Here is a 19,282-nt window from a genome sequence, read left to right as displayed (position 1 = left end):
CCGGATGACCACGATCACCCATCCCATCGACCCGAGCGCCGTGCTCCGCCCCGAGGCCCGGTGCACCGTCCTGGAACTCTTCGAGCGGCAGGCGTGGGACACCCCGCACCTGGTGGCGCTGACCCGGAACGGGGAAGAACTCAGCTACGGGGAGCTGCTGGAACGGGTCCGGCGCGGAGCCGCCGGACTGCGCGCCGCGGGGATCCGTCCCGGCGACGTGGTCGCGGTCGACGGCGGCCACACGCCGGCCGGCGTGACCGCGCTGCTCGCGGGCCTGTGGGCGGGGGCCGTCGTCCTGCCGCCGGCCCCCGCACTCCCGCCGGCGCGCCGCTCCGCCCTGCTGACGGAGTCGGAGCCGGCCCTCCTGCTGCGGGCGGACGCGGCCACCGGCGACGAGCCGGAGTTCCAGGGGCGCACCGTCACCTACGAGCAGCTGATGGAGAGCGGGGACCGCGCGAAGGTCGCGGTCCCCGCACCGCCACAGCCCGACGCCGACGCCTGTCTGATCCTCACCTCCGGTGGCGCCACGGGCCGTCTCCGCGGACTGCCGGCCCGCCACGACGCCCTCGCCCACCGTGTTGCGTGGAAGGCGCGCGCCCTGCCCTGCGGTCCGGGCGAACGCGTGGCACACCTGGCGGCGTTCACCGCCGACGCCCTGCTCAGGGGCGTGCTGCCCGCACTCGTCAGCGGGGGCACCGTGTGCCTGCCGCCCAGCGACCGGCCGCTCGACGACCTGGACGCGCTGCTCGACTGGCTCGTCACCTCCCGCGTAACCGTCGTGCACGCGGCACCCGGCGCCCTGGACGCCCTGCTCGACGTGTGCGAGCGGAACGCCGCGGCGGACCTCTCCGCGGTCCGCCTGCTCTGCCTGTGGGGCGAACCGCTCCAGGGCACGCTGGTGCGGCGGTGGCGCCGGGCCTTCCCCGGCTCGGCGGCACGGCTGGTGAACCTGTACGGCACCGCCGAGTCCGCCCTGGCCACGGCCTGGTACCCGGTGCCCGGGGAGGTGGATGAGGGGATCGTGCCGGTCGGTCACGGCATCGACGGCACGCAACTGCTCGTGGTCAACCGGCGCGGCAGGCTGTGCGGCATCGGCGAGCTGGGCGAGGTCCTCATCCGCTCCCCGTACCTGTGCCGCCAGCGCCTCCGGCCGGACTCCGGCCCGGCCGCGCCGTTCGAGACCAACCCCTTCCGCCCGGACGACGAGGGCGACCTGGTGCAGCGCACCGGAGACCTGGGCCGGTACCTCCCGGACGGCGGGGTGCAGATCGTGGGACGCCGGGACGACCAGCTCAGGATCCAGGGGGTGCGCGTCCAGCCCGCCGAGGTCGGCGCCGTACTCGGGCAGCACCCGTCGGTCGCCTCCGCCTCGGTCGTGGCACGGCGCGGCGACAGCGGCGAGCCGCACCTCGTCGCCTACGTCGTCCCCGCCCGGGACACGGTGGCGGACCCGAGGCTTCTCCGGCAGGCCGTGGCAGAGCGGCTGTCCACCGCGGCGGTGCCCGCGCACTTCGTGCCGCTCACCGCCCTGCCCCTCACCCCGTACGGCAGGCTCGACAGGCAGGCCCTGCCCGCCGCCGAGGAGGGTTCCACCGACGCGCAGGAGGAGGCGGGTCCGCCGCGCGGCGGGACCGAGCAGGCGATCGCCGCCTACTGGGCGGAAGTGCTCGGCGTGCCGACACCGGACCGCACGGCGGACTTCTTCGCCCTCGGCGGGCACTCCTTGCTCATGGCGCGCGTACTGGCGCGGATCCGGCGCGACTTCGGCGCCCCGCTGGAGCTGCGTGACCTCTTCGAGGCGCCCACCGTGGCCGCTCTCGCCGCTCTGATCGACGCCGGCGATCACCTGCCCGAGGAGGCGGCGCCCCCGCCGCCGGCCGTCGCCGCGGAGGGCGGTGCGCATGTGCCGCTCACCCCGGAGCAGGAGGGCGTCTGGTTCCTCGAACAGCTCGCTCCGGAGGCCGGCGCCTACAACATGGCCGGTGTCCTGGCCCTCCCCGGCGACGTGCCCGCCGAGCATGTGCGAGGCGCACTGGACCGCCTGGTGGAACGGCATGAGGCGCTGCGCACCGCGTTCGTCGTGGATCAGGACCAGCCGGTGCAGCGTGTGCTGCCCCCCGGCCCCGCGGACCTCGACGTGCTGCCGCCGGCCGCGAGCCGCGGCGAGGCGCTGGCCCGCCTCACGGCCGAGGGGGCCGAACCGTTCGTGCTCACCGAGGGCAGGCCGCTGCGTGCCCGGCTGGTCCGCAGTGCTGTGGATTCCGCCGAGCAGTTCCTCGGCCTGACGATCCATCACCTCTCCTGCGACGGATGGTCGTGGGACATCGTCCTCAGGGAGCTCGACGAGCTGATCCGCGCCGCGCGGGAGGAGCGGGAGCCGGCCCTGGCGCAGCCCCGGCTACAGTACGCGGACCACGCCGTGCGCTCTCGCCGGCCCGGTCAGGAGGCCCGGCGCGCGGCCGCGGTCGCGTACTGGCGCCGGCAGCTCGGCGCTCCGCCGCCGGTCCTCGACCTGCCCGCCGGCCGCCCCCGTCCGCCGGTGCAGACCCATCGCGGGTCCCTGCGCCAGGTAGCGGTGCCGGACGGCCTGGCGGCCGAGCTCAGCGAGTACTGCCGCAGCCGGGGGGTGACGGCCTACATGGCGCTGCTCGCGGCCTTCGGGCTGGTCCTCGCCCACACCGCGGACCAGGACCAGGTGGTCCTCGGCACCGACAGTGCCGGACGGGACCGGGCCGAGACGGAAGAGACCGTGGGCTTCTTCGTCCGCACCCACGCGCTGCGCCTCGACCTCGGCGGCGGGCCGAGCTTCGACGAGGCCGTCGGCCGGGTCCGCGAGCTGCTGCTGGCCTCGCATCCGCACCAGCATCTGTCGTTCTCCCGGCTGGTCGAAGCGGTCCGGCCGGTACGTGACCCGAGCCGGACCCCGGTCTTCCAGGTGATGCTCCGTATGCCGCCGAGCGGTTCTCCGGATGCCCGGCGCGTCCTGCGTCAGATGTCGAGCGCCGAGATCCCGGCGGACGTCAGCCTGGCCCCGGCCGCCAAGTTCGACCTGACGCTCGTGGCACGGGCGGAACCGGAGCGTGTGCAGCTCGAATTCGAGTACAACACGGACGTGTTCGACGCCGAGCTGGTCGATGCGATGGGCGGGCGGCTGGTCCGGCTGCTCTCCGCGGGCCTGCGGGCATCGGACCGGCCGGAAGCAGTACAGCGGGCCGGCCGTCCGGTCCACCCGTTCGGCTCGGCCCTGCCCGCCCGGCCGCAGCCCGGGGTGATGGCGGAGTTCGCCCGGCAGGCGGCCGAGGCCCCCGGCTCCCCGGCCCTTCGCTTCGTCGACGGGCACATCGGCTACGGGGACCTCGCGGCACGGGTGGCCGCCACCGCGGCACGTCTGCGCCGGGGTGACGTCACGGCGATCGTCGGCGGCAAGCACCCGGACTCGATCACGGCCCTGCTCGCGGTCGTCCAGGCCGGTGCGGTCGCCGTGCCCATCGACGAAGAGCTGCCGCCGGCCCGGCAACGCGCTCTGGCGGAGCTGGCCGGCGCCACGGTGGTGCTCGCGGCGGGCCGCGACAGCAGCCCGTCGTGGTGCGAGGGCGCGGCGCTGCCCGTGCTCACAGTCGTCCCGGAACGGACCGCGGTGCCCGGCGCCGTGCCGGAACCGCCGCGGACCGGCGCATCGCCCGATCCCGCGGCGCCCGCCTATGTGTTCTTCACCTCCGGAAGCACCGGAACACCGAAGGCCGTGCTGGGCCGTCGCCGCGGGCTCGACCACTTCGTGGCCTGGGAGCGGGCCGAGTTCGGCGTCCAGCCCGGCGACCGCGTCGCCCAGCTCACGACGTATTCCTTCGACGCCGTCCTGCGGGACGTCTTCGTGCCGCTGACGGCTGGGGCGACGCTCTGTCTGCCCCCGGCGGCGGCGCGGGAGGACGCGCTGCGCCTGCTGGAGTGGCTGGCGGCCGAACGTGTCTCCGTCGTGCACACCACCCCGTCCATGGTGGCGTCCTGGCTGGCGCTGGGTGCCGATGCCGCCGGGCCCGACCTCTCGGCGCTGCGGCTGATATGCCTGGCCGGTGAACCGCTGACCGGGGAGCTGGTGGCCCGGCTGCGGACCCGCCTGCCCAGCTGCCGCGCCGAGATCGTGAACTTCTACGGGCCCACCGAGACCACGATGATCAAGACCTTCCTGAGGGTGCCGGAGCCGCCGCAGGAGGGGCCCCAGCCCGTCGGCCGCCCGCTGCCCGGGACCCAGGTGGCGGTACTGGGCCGGGACGGCCGGCCCTGCCTGCCGCACGAACGGGGCGAGGTCGTCATCCGGACGCCGTACCGGGCCGAATATCTCTCCGGCGGCTCCCAGGGATTCAGGCCCAACCCGTTCCACCGGGACGCGGCGCCGGACGACCTGCTCTTCTGGACGGGCGACACCGCGGTGGTCCGGCCGGACGGCGGGATCCTGCTGACGGGACGCCGGGACGCCATGGTGAAGCTCCGGGGCATCCGTGTCGACCCGGCCGAGGTCGCGGCGGCGATCGCCACGCATCCGCAGGTGGCCGACTGCCACGTGGAACCGCACCGGGACTCCGACCGGGTGTCGCTCGTCGCGTACGTCGTGCGCGTCCCGGACGCGGATGTGAGCACCGAGGCTCTGCGCGGGCACGCGGCCGAGCGGCTTCCGGCGGCGATGCTGCCCTCCCTGATCCTCTTCATCGACGCGCTGCCGCTCCTGCCCAACGGCAAGCCCGACCGGGACGCACTGCTGGGCGGCCGTACAGCCGGTGCCGAAGCGGGTGCGACGACCGAGCGCGTCGATCCCCGCACGGCGCAGGAGGCCAGGCTGCTGCGCATCTGGCGCAGTGTCCTGGGCACCGAAGAGATCGGGGTGACGGACGACTTCTTCGCCGTCGGCGGACACTCCCTGCTCGCCACCGTCCTCATCACCCGGATCCGCAAGGAGTTCGGCGTGGCCGTGTCGCTGCGTCACCTGCTGGCCGCGCCGAGGATCGACCGGCTGGCCCTGACGCTGGCCGGGCTCGGCACCGACGCCACCGCGGAGCACCAGGGCCCGCTCATCCTGCTGCGGGAGGGACAGCCCGGGGTGGCTCCCCTGTTCCTCGTGCATCCGATGGGCGGCGACATCGTCTGCTACCAGCCCCTGGTGCAGGCCCTCCCGGCGGGGCAGCAGCCCGTGCACGCCTTCCGCGCCCCCGGCCTGGACGGCGGGCCAGTACCGCGGGACCTGCGCCAGCTCGCCGCCGGGTACCTGCACGAACTGCGGCGCGCGCAGCCCTCCGGGCCGTACCGGCTCGGCGGCTGGTCGTTCGGCGGTGCCGTCGCCGTCGAGATGGCCCGGCAGCTCTCCTTCGACGGCGAGCGCACCGAACTCCTCGTCCTCCTGGACAGTTACGCGCCGGGCAGTGCTGCCTACTCAGACGCCGGTTCGTCCGCCCGCGAGGATCTGCGCGCCTTCGCCGAGGACGTCGGCCGGCTCACCGGCGCCGACCGGGAGGAGACCGAGACGGCCCTGCTCCGGCCGCCGCGGGCCGGCGACCCGGAGCCGACCGCCGAACTGCGCCGCCGCTTCGCCCTGTTCACCGCGCACCGCGGGTGCGCCGCCCGGTACCGGGCGGTCACACTCCGGCTGCCGGACACCCGGCTGCTCCTCTTGGTCGCCGGCGCCCAGCGCAGGCCCGAGGGAACCACCCCCACCCTCGGCTGGTCCGAACTGCTCGGCCGCCCCGTGGATCCGGTGATCATCGCGGACACCGATCACTACTCCGTCGTCACCGACGCCCGCGTCGCCGCCCTGCTCGGCCACGCCCTCGGCCATCCGGACGGATCAGCGGGCCGCTGACGCGAGGCGAGCGAACGGACCGAAGGAGAGGAACGGGAAGCCGTGCTCGACGCACTGGGTCTGGACGAGCAGGCGAACCGCGTCCACCTCACCGTGATCACAGACCAGGGACAGCACATCCGTGCCCTCGCGGGTCAGGCGGGCCTGGCCGAGGACGCCGTGCGATCCGCCCTCGGCGTTCTGGCCAGGAAGTCCCCGCTGCGGGCCGCCGACGGCGATCAGGAGGGGTTCGTTGCGATCAACCCGTCCGTCGGCCTGGCCGCACCGCTCGCCGAACCGGAGCGGAAGGTCGACGAGCAGCGCGCGTCTCGCCCAGGCCAGGCAGGAGATCGCTTCCCGCGCGTCCACTGGGCGGCCGGCGAGCGTGCTGGTGGAGGCCATGCGCCGGCGGGCCCTCGCCGAACCGGACTTGTCCGGCAGGTCCCTGACGTCCTGTGAGCCGGACGTCCTCGATGTGGGGGCGGCTCGGCTTCCCGACCTGGGCACACCGCCCGGCCTTTGAGGTGTGCGGCTCCGCCGTGCGGGGCGCTGCCACGGAGGGCCGCCGGTGTGGCGCAGGGGGCGAGGCCCCTCACGCCCCGCTGCCGACGCGGGCCAGGAGGGCGGTGCGGTCGACCTTGCCCGTGGCGGTGGTGTCGAAGCGGTGCAGCACCGTCACCGACGCGGGCACCATCGGCCTCGGGAGCGTCTCGCGCAGGACCCGCTCGACTGCTGCGGCTTCGGCGGCGGCGCCGGTGACGAAGGCGCGCAGGCAGGGTTCGCCGGCCCGGTCGTCCAGCAGGACGACCGCCTCGCGCACCCCTGGGGCCCGGCGGATGACCTGCTCGATCTCCTGGAGGTCGATCCGCCACCCGTTGAGCTTGATCTGCGTGTCCCGGCGCCCCGACACACGGAGGTTGCCGTCGCCGTCGAGCCAGCCGAGGTCCCCGGTCCGGTACACGCGGATGAGGCGGCCCGCGAGCTGCACCGTGGTGAAGGGGGACGGCCCCGCCTGTTCGCCCAGATAGCCGTCGGCCAGTCCGGGACCTGCGATGACCACCTCACCGAGGACACCGCTCGGCAGCACCGCGCCGTGCTCGTCGGTGACGGCGATGGCGGCGCCGGCCACCGGCCTTCCGACATGGATGTCACCCGCCGGGGTCATCGGGCCCGCCGTGGCCGTCGCCGTGGTCTCGGTGGGGCCGTAGAGGTTCCACACCTCGACCGACGGATAGCGGACCCAGATCCGGCGGAGGAGTTCCGGGGAGAGCGGCTCTCCGCCGAGCAGCAGTCGGTTCAGGCGCATCGTGGGACCGTCTCCGGCGTCCTCCTCGTCGGCCAGCAGGGCCGAGAAATAGCTCGGCACGCAGTTCAGCGTGACCGGGTCGGCCGCGTAGCTCAGTTCCGCCCGGACCGCCGTGAGGTCCAGCCGATGGGCCGTCAGCAGCTGGACGCAGCCTCCGGCGTACAGCGGGCCCAGCGTCTGCTTGAAGCTCGCATCGAAGATGGGACTGGAGATCACGGGCAAGGCGCTGCCGTCGGCCAGCAGGTCGCGGGCGACCCAGGACAGGTAGTTGTCCAGACTGGCCCGGCCCACGGCCACCAGCTTCGGGACGCCGGTCGAACCCGAGGTCCGCAGCAGGTAGGCAGGCGCCGAGGAGTCCCTGGCCGGCGGCTCGGGGAGCTCTTCCGCGGTGTCCTCCCCCACGCTGTCCAGCGCGAGGACGCGGCAACCCGAGGGGGCTGTCACAGCCGGGGCGGAAGAGCCGGTGAGCAGCATCGACGCGCCGGAGCGGACCAGCGCGTCCCGCAGCCGTGTCGCGGGCTCCTGCGGGGACAGCGGCAGGAACGCGGCACCATGCCAGGAGATCGCCAGCAGCGCCGCGAGCAGATCGGGTTCGGCGTCGGACAGCACCGCGACCACGGCGCCGTCGGTGAGCCCGTCCAGCCGGGCGGCCACGGCGGCGGTACGACGGCTCAGCCGACGGTACGTCCAGGTGCGCGTGGACTGCCGGCAGGCCGGTGCGTCGGGCCGGGATGCGACGTGTTCCCTGAAGCGGGCCACCAGGTCCGGGGCCGCCGGCGTCCCGACGGCTTCGGCCGGGTCGCCGGCGAGCAGCGCGGCTTGCCGCCCGGCCTGGTCCCCGGGCAGCAGAGCGAGTTCGGCCAGCGGGGTGCCGGGCCGGGTGAGCAGATCCTCGAGGAGGGCCGCCCACAGGTCGAGCACGGCCCCGAACCGGTCCTCCTCCGTCGGCGTGGCGGACTCGGCGTGCAGGGACAGGCCGGTGCCGATCCGGCGCAGCGACAGGGTCATCTCCCCGCCGACCGGGTACGACCAGTGCAGCAACTCCCAGGTCCGGGGCATGCGTGGCATCCCGCCGCGGTCGAGGACCAGCTCGGGACGTTCGTCCCCGGGGCCGTAGGCCGGGCCGCAGACCATCGCGGCCCGCTGCTCACGGTCGGCCCGGGTCAGGTCGAGGACCGTCCGCGCGTCCCGGGCCGTGTCCACCGCCGGCCCGGCGGGGACCACCTGGGTCAGCGGGCCGATCACGTCCGGCAGGCCCATGAGGTCGCGGGCGGCGCAGGCGGCGCCGAGCGACTCGGGGGCCATGCCCACTCGTTGCAGGACGACGGTGAGCGCCAACTGCGCCACGTCGAGCGGGTCGCAACCGGCGTCGTCCGCCAGTCGCTCGAGCCGCGACGCGAGGCCGGCGGGCATGAGGCGGTCGAGCTGACGGACGCGCGGGCCCCAGCCCGTGCCGGGGACCGCGTCGGCGAGACGGAGCAGATCGGTGCGCGCCGCGGCCAGCCGGGCCGCCCAGAATCGTTGCGCCTGCGCCGGATCCCCGCCGCGCGGCACGGGCCCGGGCTGCTGGGTGATGTCCCGGAAGCACGGTCCGTCCTCCTCCGTGGCCGTACCGGCCACACGGCGGGCGACCTCCGAGAACAGCAGGCCGATGGCAGCGGCGTCGGCCGCGCCGGTGTCGCAGGAGAGCGTCAGCAACGCCCCGTCACCCTCGTCGCGCACCTCGCCTCGGGTGCCGCGCAGCACGGGTGCCGCGGCCAGGGCCTGCGAAAGCGCGGAGCGCAGCGCTGCGCCGGTGGCGGACGGGATGCGGACGCGCACGGTCAGCCTGCGCTCCCCGGCCCCGGCCGGCGTGCCTTCGAACGGCCCGAGTTCGTGCGGCGTCCCGGCGCTCTGCGTTGGGCTCCCGGCCGGGGCGAGGTGAGCGGGCATCATCAGCTCCTTGACACATGGATGATCGGTGCACCGCGCGATTTCCATCGGTGCCGCTGAGTATGGCGGTGATCACTCACCCCACCGCGGCGCATTCCGCGACGGTCTCGACCAGCAGATCGGCACCGGTGGCTGCCTGGTCCTCGCGCAGCACCAGTGGCGGTGAGACGCGGACGGTGCGGTCACCGGCCTGAAGGACCAGCAGGCCGCGGCGGAAGCAGGCGGCCTCGACCTGGGAGGCGAACTGCGCGGAGGTGAAGGTGATGCCGATCATCAGGCCGAGACCGGTCACGCTCTCCACGTGCGGCTCGTCCGCGAGGCGGCCGAGCCGGTCGAGCAGGAAGGCGCCCTGTTTCAGGGCGTTCTCGGCCAGCGACTCGGTGACGAGGTCCGTCGTCGCGAGGGCCGCCGCGCAGCTGACGGGGTTGCCTCCGAACGTGGAGCCGTGCGCTCCGGCCGGCCAGTCCATCACCGAGCTCCGCGCGATCATCGCGCTCAGCGGCAGTCCGCTCGCGAGGCCCTTGCCGGCCAGCAGGATGTCCGGCGTCACGCCGAACCGGTCACAGGCCCAGAAGGCGCCCGTGCGCCCGCAGCCGGTCTGCACCTCGTCGGCGATCAGCAGGATGCCGTGCCGGTCGCACAGCTCCCGCAGCCCGCTCAGCCAGGCCGGGTCGGCCGGTACGTATCCGCCCTCGCCGAGGACGGGCTCCACGAGGATCGCGGCTACCTGGTCCGGCGAGGTCAGCCGTGCGAAGACCACGTCCTCCAGGTAGTCGGGCACCGTGCTGCTGGTGCCGTCGGCGAGGGTGAAGGTGTCGTTGTACGGGGCGTGGAACACGCCGGGCAGCAGGGGGCCGAACCCGTCGCGGTAGGCGTGTTTCGAACCCGTCACCGACACGCTCCCGTAGGTGCGGCCGTGGAAGGAGCCGAGGAAGGAGACGATGTTCGGGCGTCCGGTGTGGCGTCGGGCGAGCTTCAGGGCCGCCTCCACCGCCTCCGTGCCGGAGTTGCCCAGGAACACCCTGGCGTCCTCGCCGAACGGGCTGAGCTGCGCGAGCCGTGCGCACAGCTCGGCGTAGACGGGGACGTAGAAGTCGGAGGAGCAGTAGTGCAGCAGTCGGCCCGCCTGCTCCTGGACTGCGGCGACCACGCGGGGATGGGCGTGCCCGGTGGAGTTGGTGGCGATGCCGGCGTTGAAGTCCAGCAGGATGTTGCCGTCGGCGTCCTCGATGAGGCAGCCCTCGCCGCGCACCGGTACGCAGGGGTAGGCCCGGGGCAGGGACGGGCTGGTGACCCGCTCGTCCTCGGACACGACCCGGCGGGCCCGCGGTCCGGGCAGCGGGGTGCGCAGCACCGGCCCGGAGTGGTCACCGAGCCGGCGGACCTGATCGTTCATGAGGGGACACCTCGCAGACTGTGGAGGGTGCGGCTCTGTTCCCGCACGTAGAGCTGGATGTAGTGCTCACCGCCGCCGCCACGGCCCGTGCTGCCGGAGCCCTTCCAGCCGCCGAACGGCTGCATGCCGGGCCAGGCCCCGGTGGTGGCGCCGCCGGGCCGGTTGACGTAGACCACGCCGCAGTGCACGCCGTCGAGGAACGCGGCGATCTCCCGTTCGTCGCGGGAGAAGAGCCCGGCGGACAGACCGAACCGGGTGGCGTTGGTCTCGGCCAGGGCCTCGTCGAGGGTGTCGAAACGGGAGACGGCGAGCAGCGGCAGGAACAGCTCCTCCTGCCAGAGGGGTTCGTCGCGCGGCACCGCGACCACGGTCGGCTCCAGGTACACCCCGTGCGAGCGGACCCCGCCCGTCAGCCGGGACCCGCCGGTGAGCACGGCCCCCGCGGCCGCGGCGCTCTCGACCGCCCGGGTGAAGCGCTTGGCCGCGCGTTCGTCGATGACCGGCCCGTAGTCCGTCGCGCGCTCGCGCGGGTCGCCCACGCTCAGCCGTGCGGTCCGATCGAGGACCGCGGCGACCAGTTCGTCGTGGACGTCGTGCTGGACGAGCACCCGGGAGCACGACGAGCACTTCTGCCCGCCGAAACCGAAGGCCGAGCGCACGATGCCCTCGGCGGCGTCCGCGATGTCCGCGTGCCGCGTCACGATCGCGGTGTTCTTGCCGCCCATCTCGCAGATGACCGGGCGGGGCCACGGCCCGGCCGCGGTGCGCTGAAGGATCTCCGTGCCGACGTCGTAGGAGCCGGTGAAGGTGATGCCGTCGGCACCCGCGCCGACGAGTTCCGCGCCGACCGTGGGTCCGGCGCCGAGCAGTACCTGGAGGGCCTCCGCGGGCACACCCGCCGCCACCACGGTCTCCCGCAGCCGCAGCGCCGCCAGATATCCGTGCTCGGACGCCTTGACGACGACGGTGTTCCCCGCGGCGAGGGCCGCGGCGGCCGGGCCCGCGATCAGCGCCAGCGGGAAGTTGAACGGCGCGATCACGGCCCACACCCCGTGCGGCCGCAGGACACTGCGGGTCTGTTCGCGAGGGGACGCGCTCGCCATGGGCCGCTCGAAGCCGCCGTCGGCCCGCCACCGGCCGCTGTAGTAGCGGAAGAACTCCGCCGCCTCCTCGGCCTCGCCGATGGCCTCCAGGCGGGTCTTGCCTGTCTCCAGGGTGAGCAGTGCGGCCAGGTCGTAGACCTGCTCGGAGAGCCGTTCGGCCGCCGACTCCAGTGTCTCCAGGCGCTCCCGCCAGGGCCGCCCGGCCCAGGCGGGCCCGGCGGCGCGGGCCGCCGCCACGGCGTGGTGCACCTCGTCGGTGCGGGCCTCGACGAAGTGCCCGACGGCGATCCGCCGGTCGAGGGGGGAGCATTCGGTGCGGTGTGGTGCGCGGGTGGCACCGGGCGGGTGCTCCACACCGGTGCGCAGCGTGGCCAGCGCCTGTTCGTATGCCCGGTGCAGTTCCTCCCCGGGCAGGGCCAGGTCCGCGTACGTGAGTCTGCTGGGTGCCATCGGTGCCTCCTTGAGACGTGGGGGGCGGGGCGGCTTTCAGGTGGTGTGCCGTTCCCACCACTGGCGGCCCTCGGGCGGCAGCGTGTGCAGCGGGTCGTAGTAGTGGAAGGTGCGCGCGGTGCCGGACGGCTCGAAACGGGCACCGGTGGCGCTGGCCTCCCAGCGGGACACCCCGGTGACCCGGTCGTACTCGGCGGCCTGATGGACCCACCGTTTGCCGAGGTAGGGGACGTCGCACACCAGACGGGGCGTCGCGAAGCCCGGCAGGTGGCCCATGAGCGCGCTCTGCAGTTCCTGGGCCCGGCTGAGCGGGATCCGCCAGTGCTCGCTCTCCGGGATCATGTCGCAGAGGTAGAAGTAGTACGGCATCACCCCGGCTCCGTCGAGCAGTGCGAAGCACAGGTCGAGCAGCGCCTCGGCGGAGTCGTTGACCCCGGCCAGCAGCACGCCCTGATTGCGTACGTCCCGGATCCCGGTGGCCAGGACGGCCCGGCTCGCCTCCGCCACGAGCGGCGTCACGGACTGGGCGGCGTTGGCGTGGGTGTGCAGCGCGATGGCGACGCCGCGGCGGGTGGCGCGGGCGGCGAGCCGGGCGAGGCCGTCGAGCACCTCCGGCGCGAGCCAGTGCTGCGGCAGCCCGACCAGCGCCTTGGACGCCAGGCGGATGTCGCGGATGTGTTCGATGTCCAGGAGCCGGCCGACGAAGTCCTCGAGACGCGGCCAGGGCACGTTGGCGACGTCGCCGCCGGAGACCACCACGTCCCGGATGCCCGGGGAGCGGCGCAGGTACCCGAGCATGGCCTCGGTGCGGTCCGGGGCGCGCAGCTGGAACCTGGTCTTGGCCACGGTGGGCGTGGAGTTGCCGACCAGATCCATGCGTGTGCAGTGCCCGCAGTACTGCGGGCAGGTGGACACCAGCTCCACCAGCACTTTGTTGGGGTAGCGGTGGGTGAGGCCCTCCACCGCCCACATCTCGGACTCGTGCAGCGAGTCGCGGGTGGCCATCGGGTGGGACCGCCAGTCCGGCCGCCGGTCGGCGGCGAGGGGCAGCATGTAGCGGCGGACCGGATCGGCCCGGAACGCCTCGGTCAGCGATCCCGGGCCGGCCGGACTCGCCCCCGCCATCAGCGTGTTGAGCATCTGCGGAGGGACCAGCAGGGACATCGTCGCCTGTTTCTCCTGGTCGACCTGGAGGTCGTCGTAGACGCTGTCGTGCAGCAGGTCGCCGAAGACCTTGCGGAGTTCACGGACGTTCTTGACACAGTGGCTGCGCTGCCACTGGGCGGAGCGCCACTGCTGTGCGGTGACGGCGCGCCATCCCGGAAAGCGGGTCCAGTCGGGCTCTTCGAGGACGTGAGGGCGGTAGACGTACGGCGTCTGGAGTTCGGTGGGGGCGATGATGGTTGCCGTCATGCGCTTGCCTCCGTGTCGTGCGACGGCGGTCGGGGCAGGGATGTGCCGTCAGCTCTGCGTGCCGGCCTCCCGCAGACGACCGGCGAAGGTGGCGACCGCGGGCCGCCGTAGCGCGGAGTAGTGGTCGGCGTCGACCGGCAGGACGAGCGGTCCCTCGCCACCGGTGAACCGTTCCCAGCCGAGCGCCGCCGAGGTGCCCTCCGGGCGCTCCTGCCCGGTGGCCCGCACCAGCAGGAACCGGTCGGCCTGGAGCCGGCGGGCGCTGGGCCGGTAGCGGGCGGCGGCCGTGGAGTGTGCCAGATACATCCGGAAGCGCCGCCGCAGCTCGTCGTCGGGGCCGCCGGCCGATCCGTCGGGCAGGACCAGGGACTCCGCGGCAGGGATGTCGCCGGGGAATCCCGTCCCGGCGAGTTCGGCGGTGAAGGAGCGGGCGCGGGCCCGGGCATCGCCGTCGAACCCGTCGTAGGCACGCGTCCCGGGCGCGTACGTGTCGACCAGGAGCAGCAGTTCGGTGCGCTCCCCGTCGAAGGACAGCTGGCGGACGATCTCGTAGGCCACCAGCCCGCCGAGCGACCAGCCCGCGATGCGGTAGGGCCCGCTGGGCTGGACCTTGCGCATCTCGAAGAGGTAGGCCGCGGCCATCTGGCGGATGTCGTTGCGCGGCTTCTCGCCGAGGTCGGTGCCCTGGGCGCGGAACGCCAGGACCGGCCCGTCGTCGCCCAGTTCCTCGGCCAGCGCCCGGAACGGCAGGACGTCCCCGCCGATGCCGTGGACGCAGAACAGCGGGCGCGTGCCCGAGCCGTGGGAGAGCCGGACCAAGTGGCCCTCGTCCTCCTGCTTCTCCTCGCCGCGGGCGGAGTCGATGGCCCGGGCGAGTTCGGCGATCCGGGGCATTTCGAGGACCTGACGCAGTGTCAGCTGGGCGCCCAGCTGCTTGCGGACCCGGGTGATCATGACGGTGGCGAGCAGGGAGTGCCCGCCGATCTCGAAGAAGTCGTCGTGGATGCCGAGTTCGTCCTGCCGCAGCAGCGCGCCCCAGATCTGCGCCAGCGCCTGTTCGGTCGGTGTGCTCGGCGGGGCCGGCCTGCGCCCGGCGGCGGGCCGTGACCGGTCGAGCAACGCCCGCCGGTCCACCTTGCCGTTGGGCAGCAGCGGCAGCGCGGGCACGGTGAACAGCAGCCCGGGCACCACCGGCGCGGCGAGGCGTTCGGCCAGGTGCAGGCGCAGGGCCTCGGCGCTGATGGCGGTGCCCTCGCGCGGGCAGAGGAAGGCGATCAGCTGGGTGCTGCCGTCCTGGGTGACGGCCTCGACGTGGCAGGCGGCTACGTCCGGATGTGTCAGGGCCGCCGCCGCTATCTCCGCGGGGTGCACGCGCACCCCGCGGATCTTGAGCAGTCCGTCGCGCCGTCCCTGCGCGACGAGCGTCCCGTCGGGCTGCTCCACTCCGATGTCCCCGGTCCGGTAGGGGACGCCGTGGATGCCCGGCAGGACGTCGAGCAGTCCCGGTTCCCGCGACGGGGCGAGGTAGCCGAGGGTGCCGAAGGCGGTGTCGATGACGATCTCGCCACGCTCACCGGGCGCACACGGCCGTCCGTCGCGGCCGACCAGCCGGATCCGGGTGCCGGGCAGCGGCCGGCCCACCGGCTGCACCCCGGGCACGGGGTGCGTGGGCACCTCGAACCAGCTCTTGATCATGGTGGTCTCGGTAGGCCCGTAGAAGTTCACGACCTTGGCCGCGCAGTCGGCGAACAGCCGGCGGAAGCCGGCCACCGTGGCGTCGAGCAGCGGCTCACCGGCAAGGCAGACCAGGCGCAGCGCGCGCAACCCGACCCCGTCGGCGTCCGCGGCGACGGCGAGCAGCGAGCCCAGCACGCTGGGCGTGGTGTGCAGCACCGTGATCCGTTCGCTCTCCAGCCACTGCAACAGGCGCAGCGCGTCGTCGCGCACGGCCGGTGCGGGCAGCACGACCGTGCCGCCGCAGGACAGCGGCAGGAACACGTCGCGCAGCACCGCGTCGAAGGAGTACGAGGTCAGCTGTGCCACCCGGTCGTCGGCGCCGACGGCGAACTCCCGGCGCTCCCAGTCCACGAAGTGGTCGAGGGAGCCGCGCATCCCGAGGACCGGCTTGGGTTCGCCCGTGGTGCCGGAGGTGAAGAAGACGTACGCCGCGTCGTCGGGCACCCGGCACGCGGGGACCGCCGACAGGTCCGGCGGTGCGGTCGTGAACCGGGCGTCGGGCCCGAGGTGCAGGGTGGGCACCGGCAGTGCGGCGTCCGGTTCGTCGACCACGACGGCCAGCTGGACCCCGGCCCGGTCCAGCATCTGGCGCCGGCGCACCGGGGGCAGCGAGGAATCGACCGGGACGGCCACACGGCCCCGGTCCGTGGCGGCGACGAGCGCGGCCACCGAGGCGAGGTTCCTTCCCCCGAGCACGGCGACCACGGCACGCTCGGGGAGGGCCGCGTCCAGCGCCTGGACGGCGTCGGCGAGTTCGGCGTACGTCCAGTCCCGCTCACCCTCGCGCACCGCCACCGACCGGGGCGTACGCCGGGCGCCCTCGGCGAACAGACCGTGCGCGGAGGGCGGGGTCGCGGTCTCGGCGAGGGCACCTCGGCCGTCTCCCCGCCCGGCCTGGACGAGCAGGGCCGATTCCGGGGTACGGGGGGCGCGCACGGACTCGGCGAGCAGGTCCCGGTACCGGGTGCCGAGTGCCTCGGCGACCTCGTCGTCGAACAGGTCGGTGTTGTACTCCAGTTCGCAGACCAGGCCGCCCTCCTCGGCCCGCACCATCAGGGTCAGGTCGAACTTGGAGGTCACGAAGGTGCCCTCGAGGTCCACCGGGTGCAACGCGGTCGCCGGCTCGGTGCGCACCCCGCTCGGCGGCATGCGGAACAGCACCTGGAACAGCGGGGTGCGGCTCGGGTCGCGCTCGGGGTTCAGTGCCTCCACGATCCGGGAGAAGGGGACGTCCTGGTGCGGGTACGCCTCCAGGAAGGTGTCGTGCACGCGCTGCACCGCCTCCAGGAACCCCGGTGAGTCCGCGAAGCCCATGCGCACGGCGTGGGTGCGCACGAAGAAGCCCACCGTCTGCTCCAGCTCGGAGTGGTCACGGCCCGCGCTGTCCACGCCGACCACCACCTCGTCCTGGTAGGCGGATCGGGACAGCAGCAGCCCGAAGGCGGTCAGCAGCGCCATGTAGCGGGTGAAGCCGTGCTCGTGGCAGAACCGGTCGAGTTCCGCGGCGAGCGGCACGTCGATCGTGAAGCGCTGCACCTTGCCGTGGTGGGTGAGCCGGGCCGGGCGGGGCCTGCTCAGCGGCAGGTCGAGCTGGGGAGCGTCGGCCAGCTTGCCGCTCCAGAAGGCCAGATGGCGCTCCAGCTGCGTCTCGTCCGTCTGCTCGTGCTGCCACACCGCGTAGTCGCCGTAACTCAGCGGCAGCGGCTGGGCGGCCGGGCCGCGGCCGTCCAGGGCCGCGTTCAGCTCGCTCGCCATCACCTCCCACGACCAGCCGTCGCACACGATGTGGTGCACGGTCAGCCCGAGCAGCAGTCCCCGCGGCTCGGCCACCAACCGGGCGCGAAGCAGCGGCCCCTGGGCCAGGTCGAAGGGCTGTGCGCCGGCCGTGGCGAGCGTGGCCAGCGCGGCGGCGCGGTCCTCGGCGGCGGGCAGCACGGCCAGGTCGGGGGCCGTCGTGTCGAGCACGATCTGCACCGGCCGGCCATCGCCGTTCTCGCCCGGCCGGAAGACCGTACGCAGCGCCTCGTGCCGCTGGAGCAGCCGGGTCAGCGCACGCTCGACGTCCTCCACCGTCGTGCCCGGTGCCACCTCGAAGGCGCCGGCCATGTGATAGGCGAAGCTGTCGGGAGTCACCTGATGGACGAACCACAGGCCCTCCTGCTCCTGGGAGAGCGGCAGCGGCCCGCTCCTGGTGCGCCGGGTGATCGTGTCGCCGCTCCCGGCCCCGGCCCCGCTGTCACGGGCCACCGCGGCGAGCCCGGCGACCGTGGGATGCCGGAAGAAGTCCTGCATGCCCACGTCCGCCCCGGTCTCCCGGCGCAGCCGGGAGAGCACGCGCACCATCGTCAGGGAGTCGCCGCCCAGTTCGAAGAAGTGCCTCTGGCGCGGTACGGCCGAGGGTACGAGGCCGAGGATCCGCGCCCAGACGGCGGCGACCTTCTGCTCCAAGGGGTCCGTCACCGGCTCCTCGGACCCGGCGGGCCCTTCGGCGACGGAGGAGGGAGCGGGCAGCCGGGTCCGGTCCAGCTTGCCGTTCCCGGCCAGCGGCAGGGCGTCAAGGGGGACCAGGTGAGCGGGCACGGCGGCGGTGGACACCCGGGCCGCCACCAGGTCCCGCAGCTCCTGCTGCCAGGCCTCGGGGGCGTCCGGACCGAGCACCACGTACCCGACCAGCTCCGGGCCGCCGCTCTCGGCCGTGCGCGCGACGGCCGCGGCCTGCCGTACCGCCGGGTGCGAGGCCAGTACGGCGGCCACCTCGGACGGCTGTATCCGTACGCCGCGCAGTTTGACCTGGTCGTCGAGGCGACCGGCGATGAACAGGGTGCCGTCCGCCTCCCAGCGGCCCACGTCGCCGGTGCGGTAGACCCGGTCGGCCGGATCCCTGCGGAGGGGGTTGGCACCGAACCCGGATTCGGCGGGCGGTTCCAGATAGCCACGGGTCAGGAACGGCGAGCGGACGACGACTTCACCGGGCTCGCCCACGCCGCACAGCGCGCCGCGGCGGTTGAGCACCAGCAGTTGGGTCTCACCGATCGGCGTACCCACCGGAAGGGTCGCGTCGTCGGTCTCCTCGGGCACCTCGTAGCAGGACTGGAGGATCGTGCCCTCGGTGGTTCCGTAGAGGTTGAGCACCAAGCCGGTGAACTCGGGGAACCGCGCGCGCCAGCGGCGCGCCAGGGCGCCGGTGAGCGGTTCCCCGGCCAGCCCCAGCAACCGGATGCTGCGCAGCGAGGGGCCCGCGTCCTGGGCGGCGTGCAGCCAGGAGGCAAGCACGCTGGGGACGGTGTGGACGATGGTGACGCCCTCTTCGTCGAACCATTCGAGCAGCCCCTCCGGGTCCTCGAAGGGACGGTCCGTCGGCGGCAGGCTCAGCGTGGCCCCGCAGCCGAGTGCGAGGAACACGTCGCGCAGTACGGCGTCGAAGGAGAACGAGGCGACCTGCGCGACCCGGTCGTGCGGCCCGAAGCCGTAGCGGGACTGTTCCCAGTCCACGTAGTGCGCGAGCGCGCCGTGCCAGCCGAGCACTCCCTTGGGGCGTCCCGTGGTGCCGGACGTGAAGATCACATAGGCCGGGTCCTGCGCGTCCACCTCGGCGAGTTCGGCGGGCTCGGTGACCGCCAGCTCCGCGTACCGCAGTACCTCCCGGGCCGGCGCGTCCACCGTGCCGTCGGTGGTCACCACGATGCGGGCGCCGGCCTCCTCGAGGAGGATCCGGGTGCGGTCCTCGGCGTGGGCCGGGTCCAGGAGCAGCACGACGGCCCGGGCGCGCATGACGCCGAGGAGCGCGGCCACCGTCTGGAAACTGCGCCCGCCGTGCACCGCGACGGTCTCGCCCGGCGCGACCCCCGCCGCCACCAGTCCGGAGGCGATGCGGCGGGCCGAGTCCGCGAGGTCACGGTAGGTCCACTCCTGCGTGCCCCGGCGCACCGCGGGAAGGTCGGGTGCCTCGGCGGCGAGGCGCTCCACCTGTGCGGTCAGCGGTGCGGGGACGGTGAACGGAAGGGGGGCCGCTGCCTGCGCCGTGGTCGGCGGGGCCGGCGCGGGGGCGGTGAGCAGGCTCGCCTGGCTGCTGTGCGAGGTCATGACGGCAAGTTCCTCCGGGTGGGTTGCGGCAGGGG

General features: G+C 74.1%; 7 protein-coding genes. 1 reads left to right on the top strand and 6 read right to left on the bottom strand.

Going from position 1 to position 19,282, the window contains the following annotated elements:
• The first annotated feature begins 4 nt into the window (after positions 1–4).
• Positions 5–5,848, top strand: coding sequence for an AMP-binding protein (locus ACWGJM_RS20160; protein ID WP_453413042.1), 5,844 nt, complete (start codon positions 5–7; stop codon positions 5,846–5,848).
• Here the strand turns inward: ACWGJM_RS20160 and ACWGJM_RS20155 are convergent.
• The 6 genes from ACWGJM_RS20155 to ACWGJM_RS20130 form a co-directional block, all read right to left on the bottom strand.
• Positions 5,834–6,229 carry a hypothetical protein gene (locus tag ACWGJM_RS20155; protein ID WP_453413041.1) on the bottom strand — a complete coding sequence of 132 codons (396 nt, stop codon included), beginning with the start codon at positions 6,227–6,229 and terminating at the stop codon, positions 5,834–5,836. The two genes, ACWGJM_RS20160 and ACWGJM_RS20155, sit on opposite strands and share 15 nt — an antisense overlap.
• Before the next feature lie 190 nt (positions 6,230–6,419).
• The gene (locus ACWGJM_RS20150; RefSeq protein WP_453413040.1) at positions 6,420–9,068 is read right to left on the bottom strand and encodes an AMP-binding protein; all 2,649 of its coding nucleotides are present in this window, start codon (positions 9,066–9,068) and stop codon (positions 6,420–6,422) included.
• 73 nt (positions 9,069–9,141) lie between these two features.
• Positions 9,142–10,461, bottom strand: a complete 1,320-nt coding sequence (locus tag ACWGJM_RS20145; RefSeq protein ID WP_453413039.1) for an aminotransferase class III-fold pyridoxal phosphate-dependent enzyme — start codon at positions 10,459–10,461, stop codon at positions 9,142–9,144.
• Entirely contained in the window at positions 10,458–12,014 is a 1,557-nt protein-coding gene (locus ACWGJM_RS20140; protein WP_453413038.1) for an aldehyde dehydrogenase family protein, read from the bottom strand. Before ACWGJM_RS20140 ends, ACWGJM_RS20145 begins: the two co-directional genes overlap by 4 nt.
• 36 nt (positions 12,015–12,050) lie before the next feature.
• Positions 12,051–13,427, bottom strand: coding sequence for a KamA family radical SAM protein (locus tag ACWGJM_RS20135; RefSeq protein WP_453413037.1), 1,377 nt, complete (start codon positions 13,425–13,427; stop codon positions 12,051–12,053).
• 48 nt (positions 13,428–13,475) lie between these two features.
• Positions 13,476–19,247 (bottom strand): amino acid adenylation domain-containing protein, encoded by a 5,772-nt coding sequence (locus ACWGJM_RS20130; protein ID WP_453413036.1) that lies wholly within the window; start codon positions 19,245–19,247, stop codon positions 13,476–13,478.
• Positions 19,248–19,282 lie beyond the last annotated feature (35 nt).

The sequence above is a fragment of the Streptomyces sp. NPDC054834 genome (genome assembly GCF_053611185.1).
The sequence above is the reverse complement of the archived record's forward strand: the minus strand, read 5'-3'. Positions and strand labels throughout refer to the sequence as shown.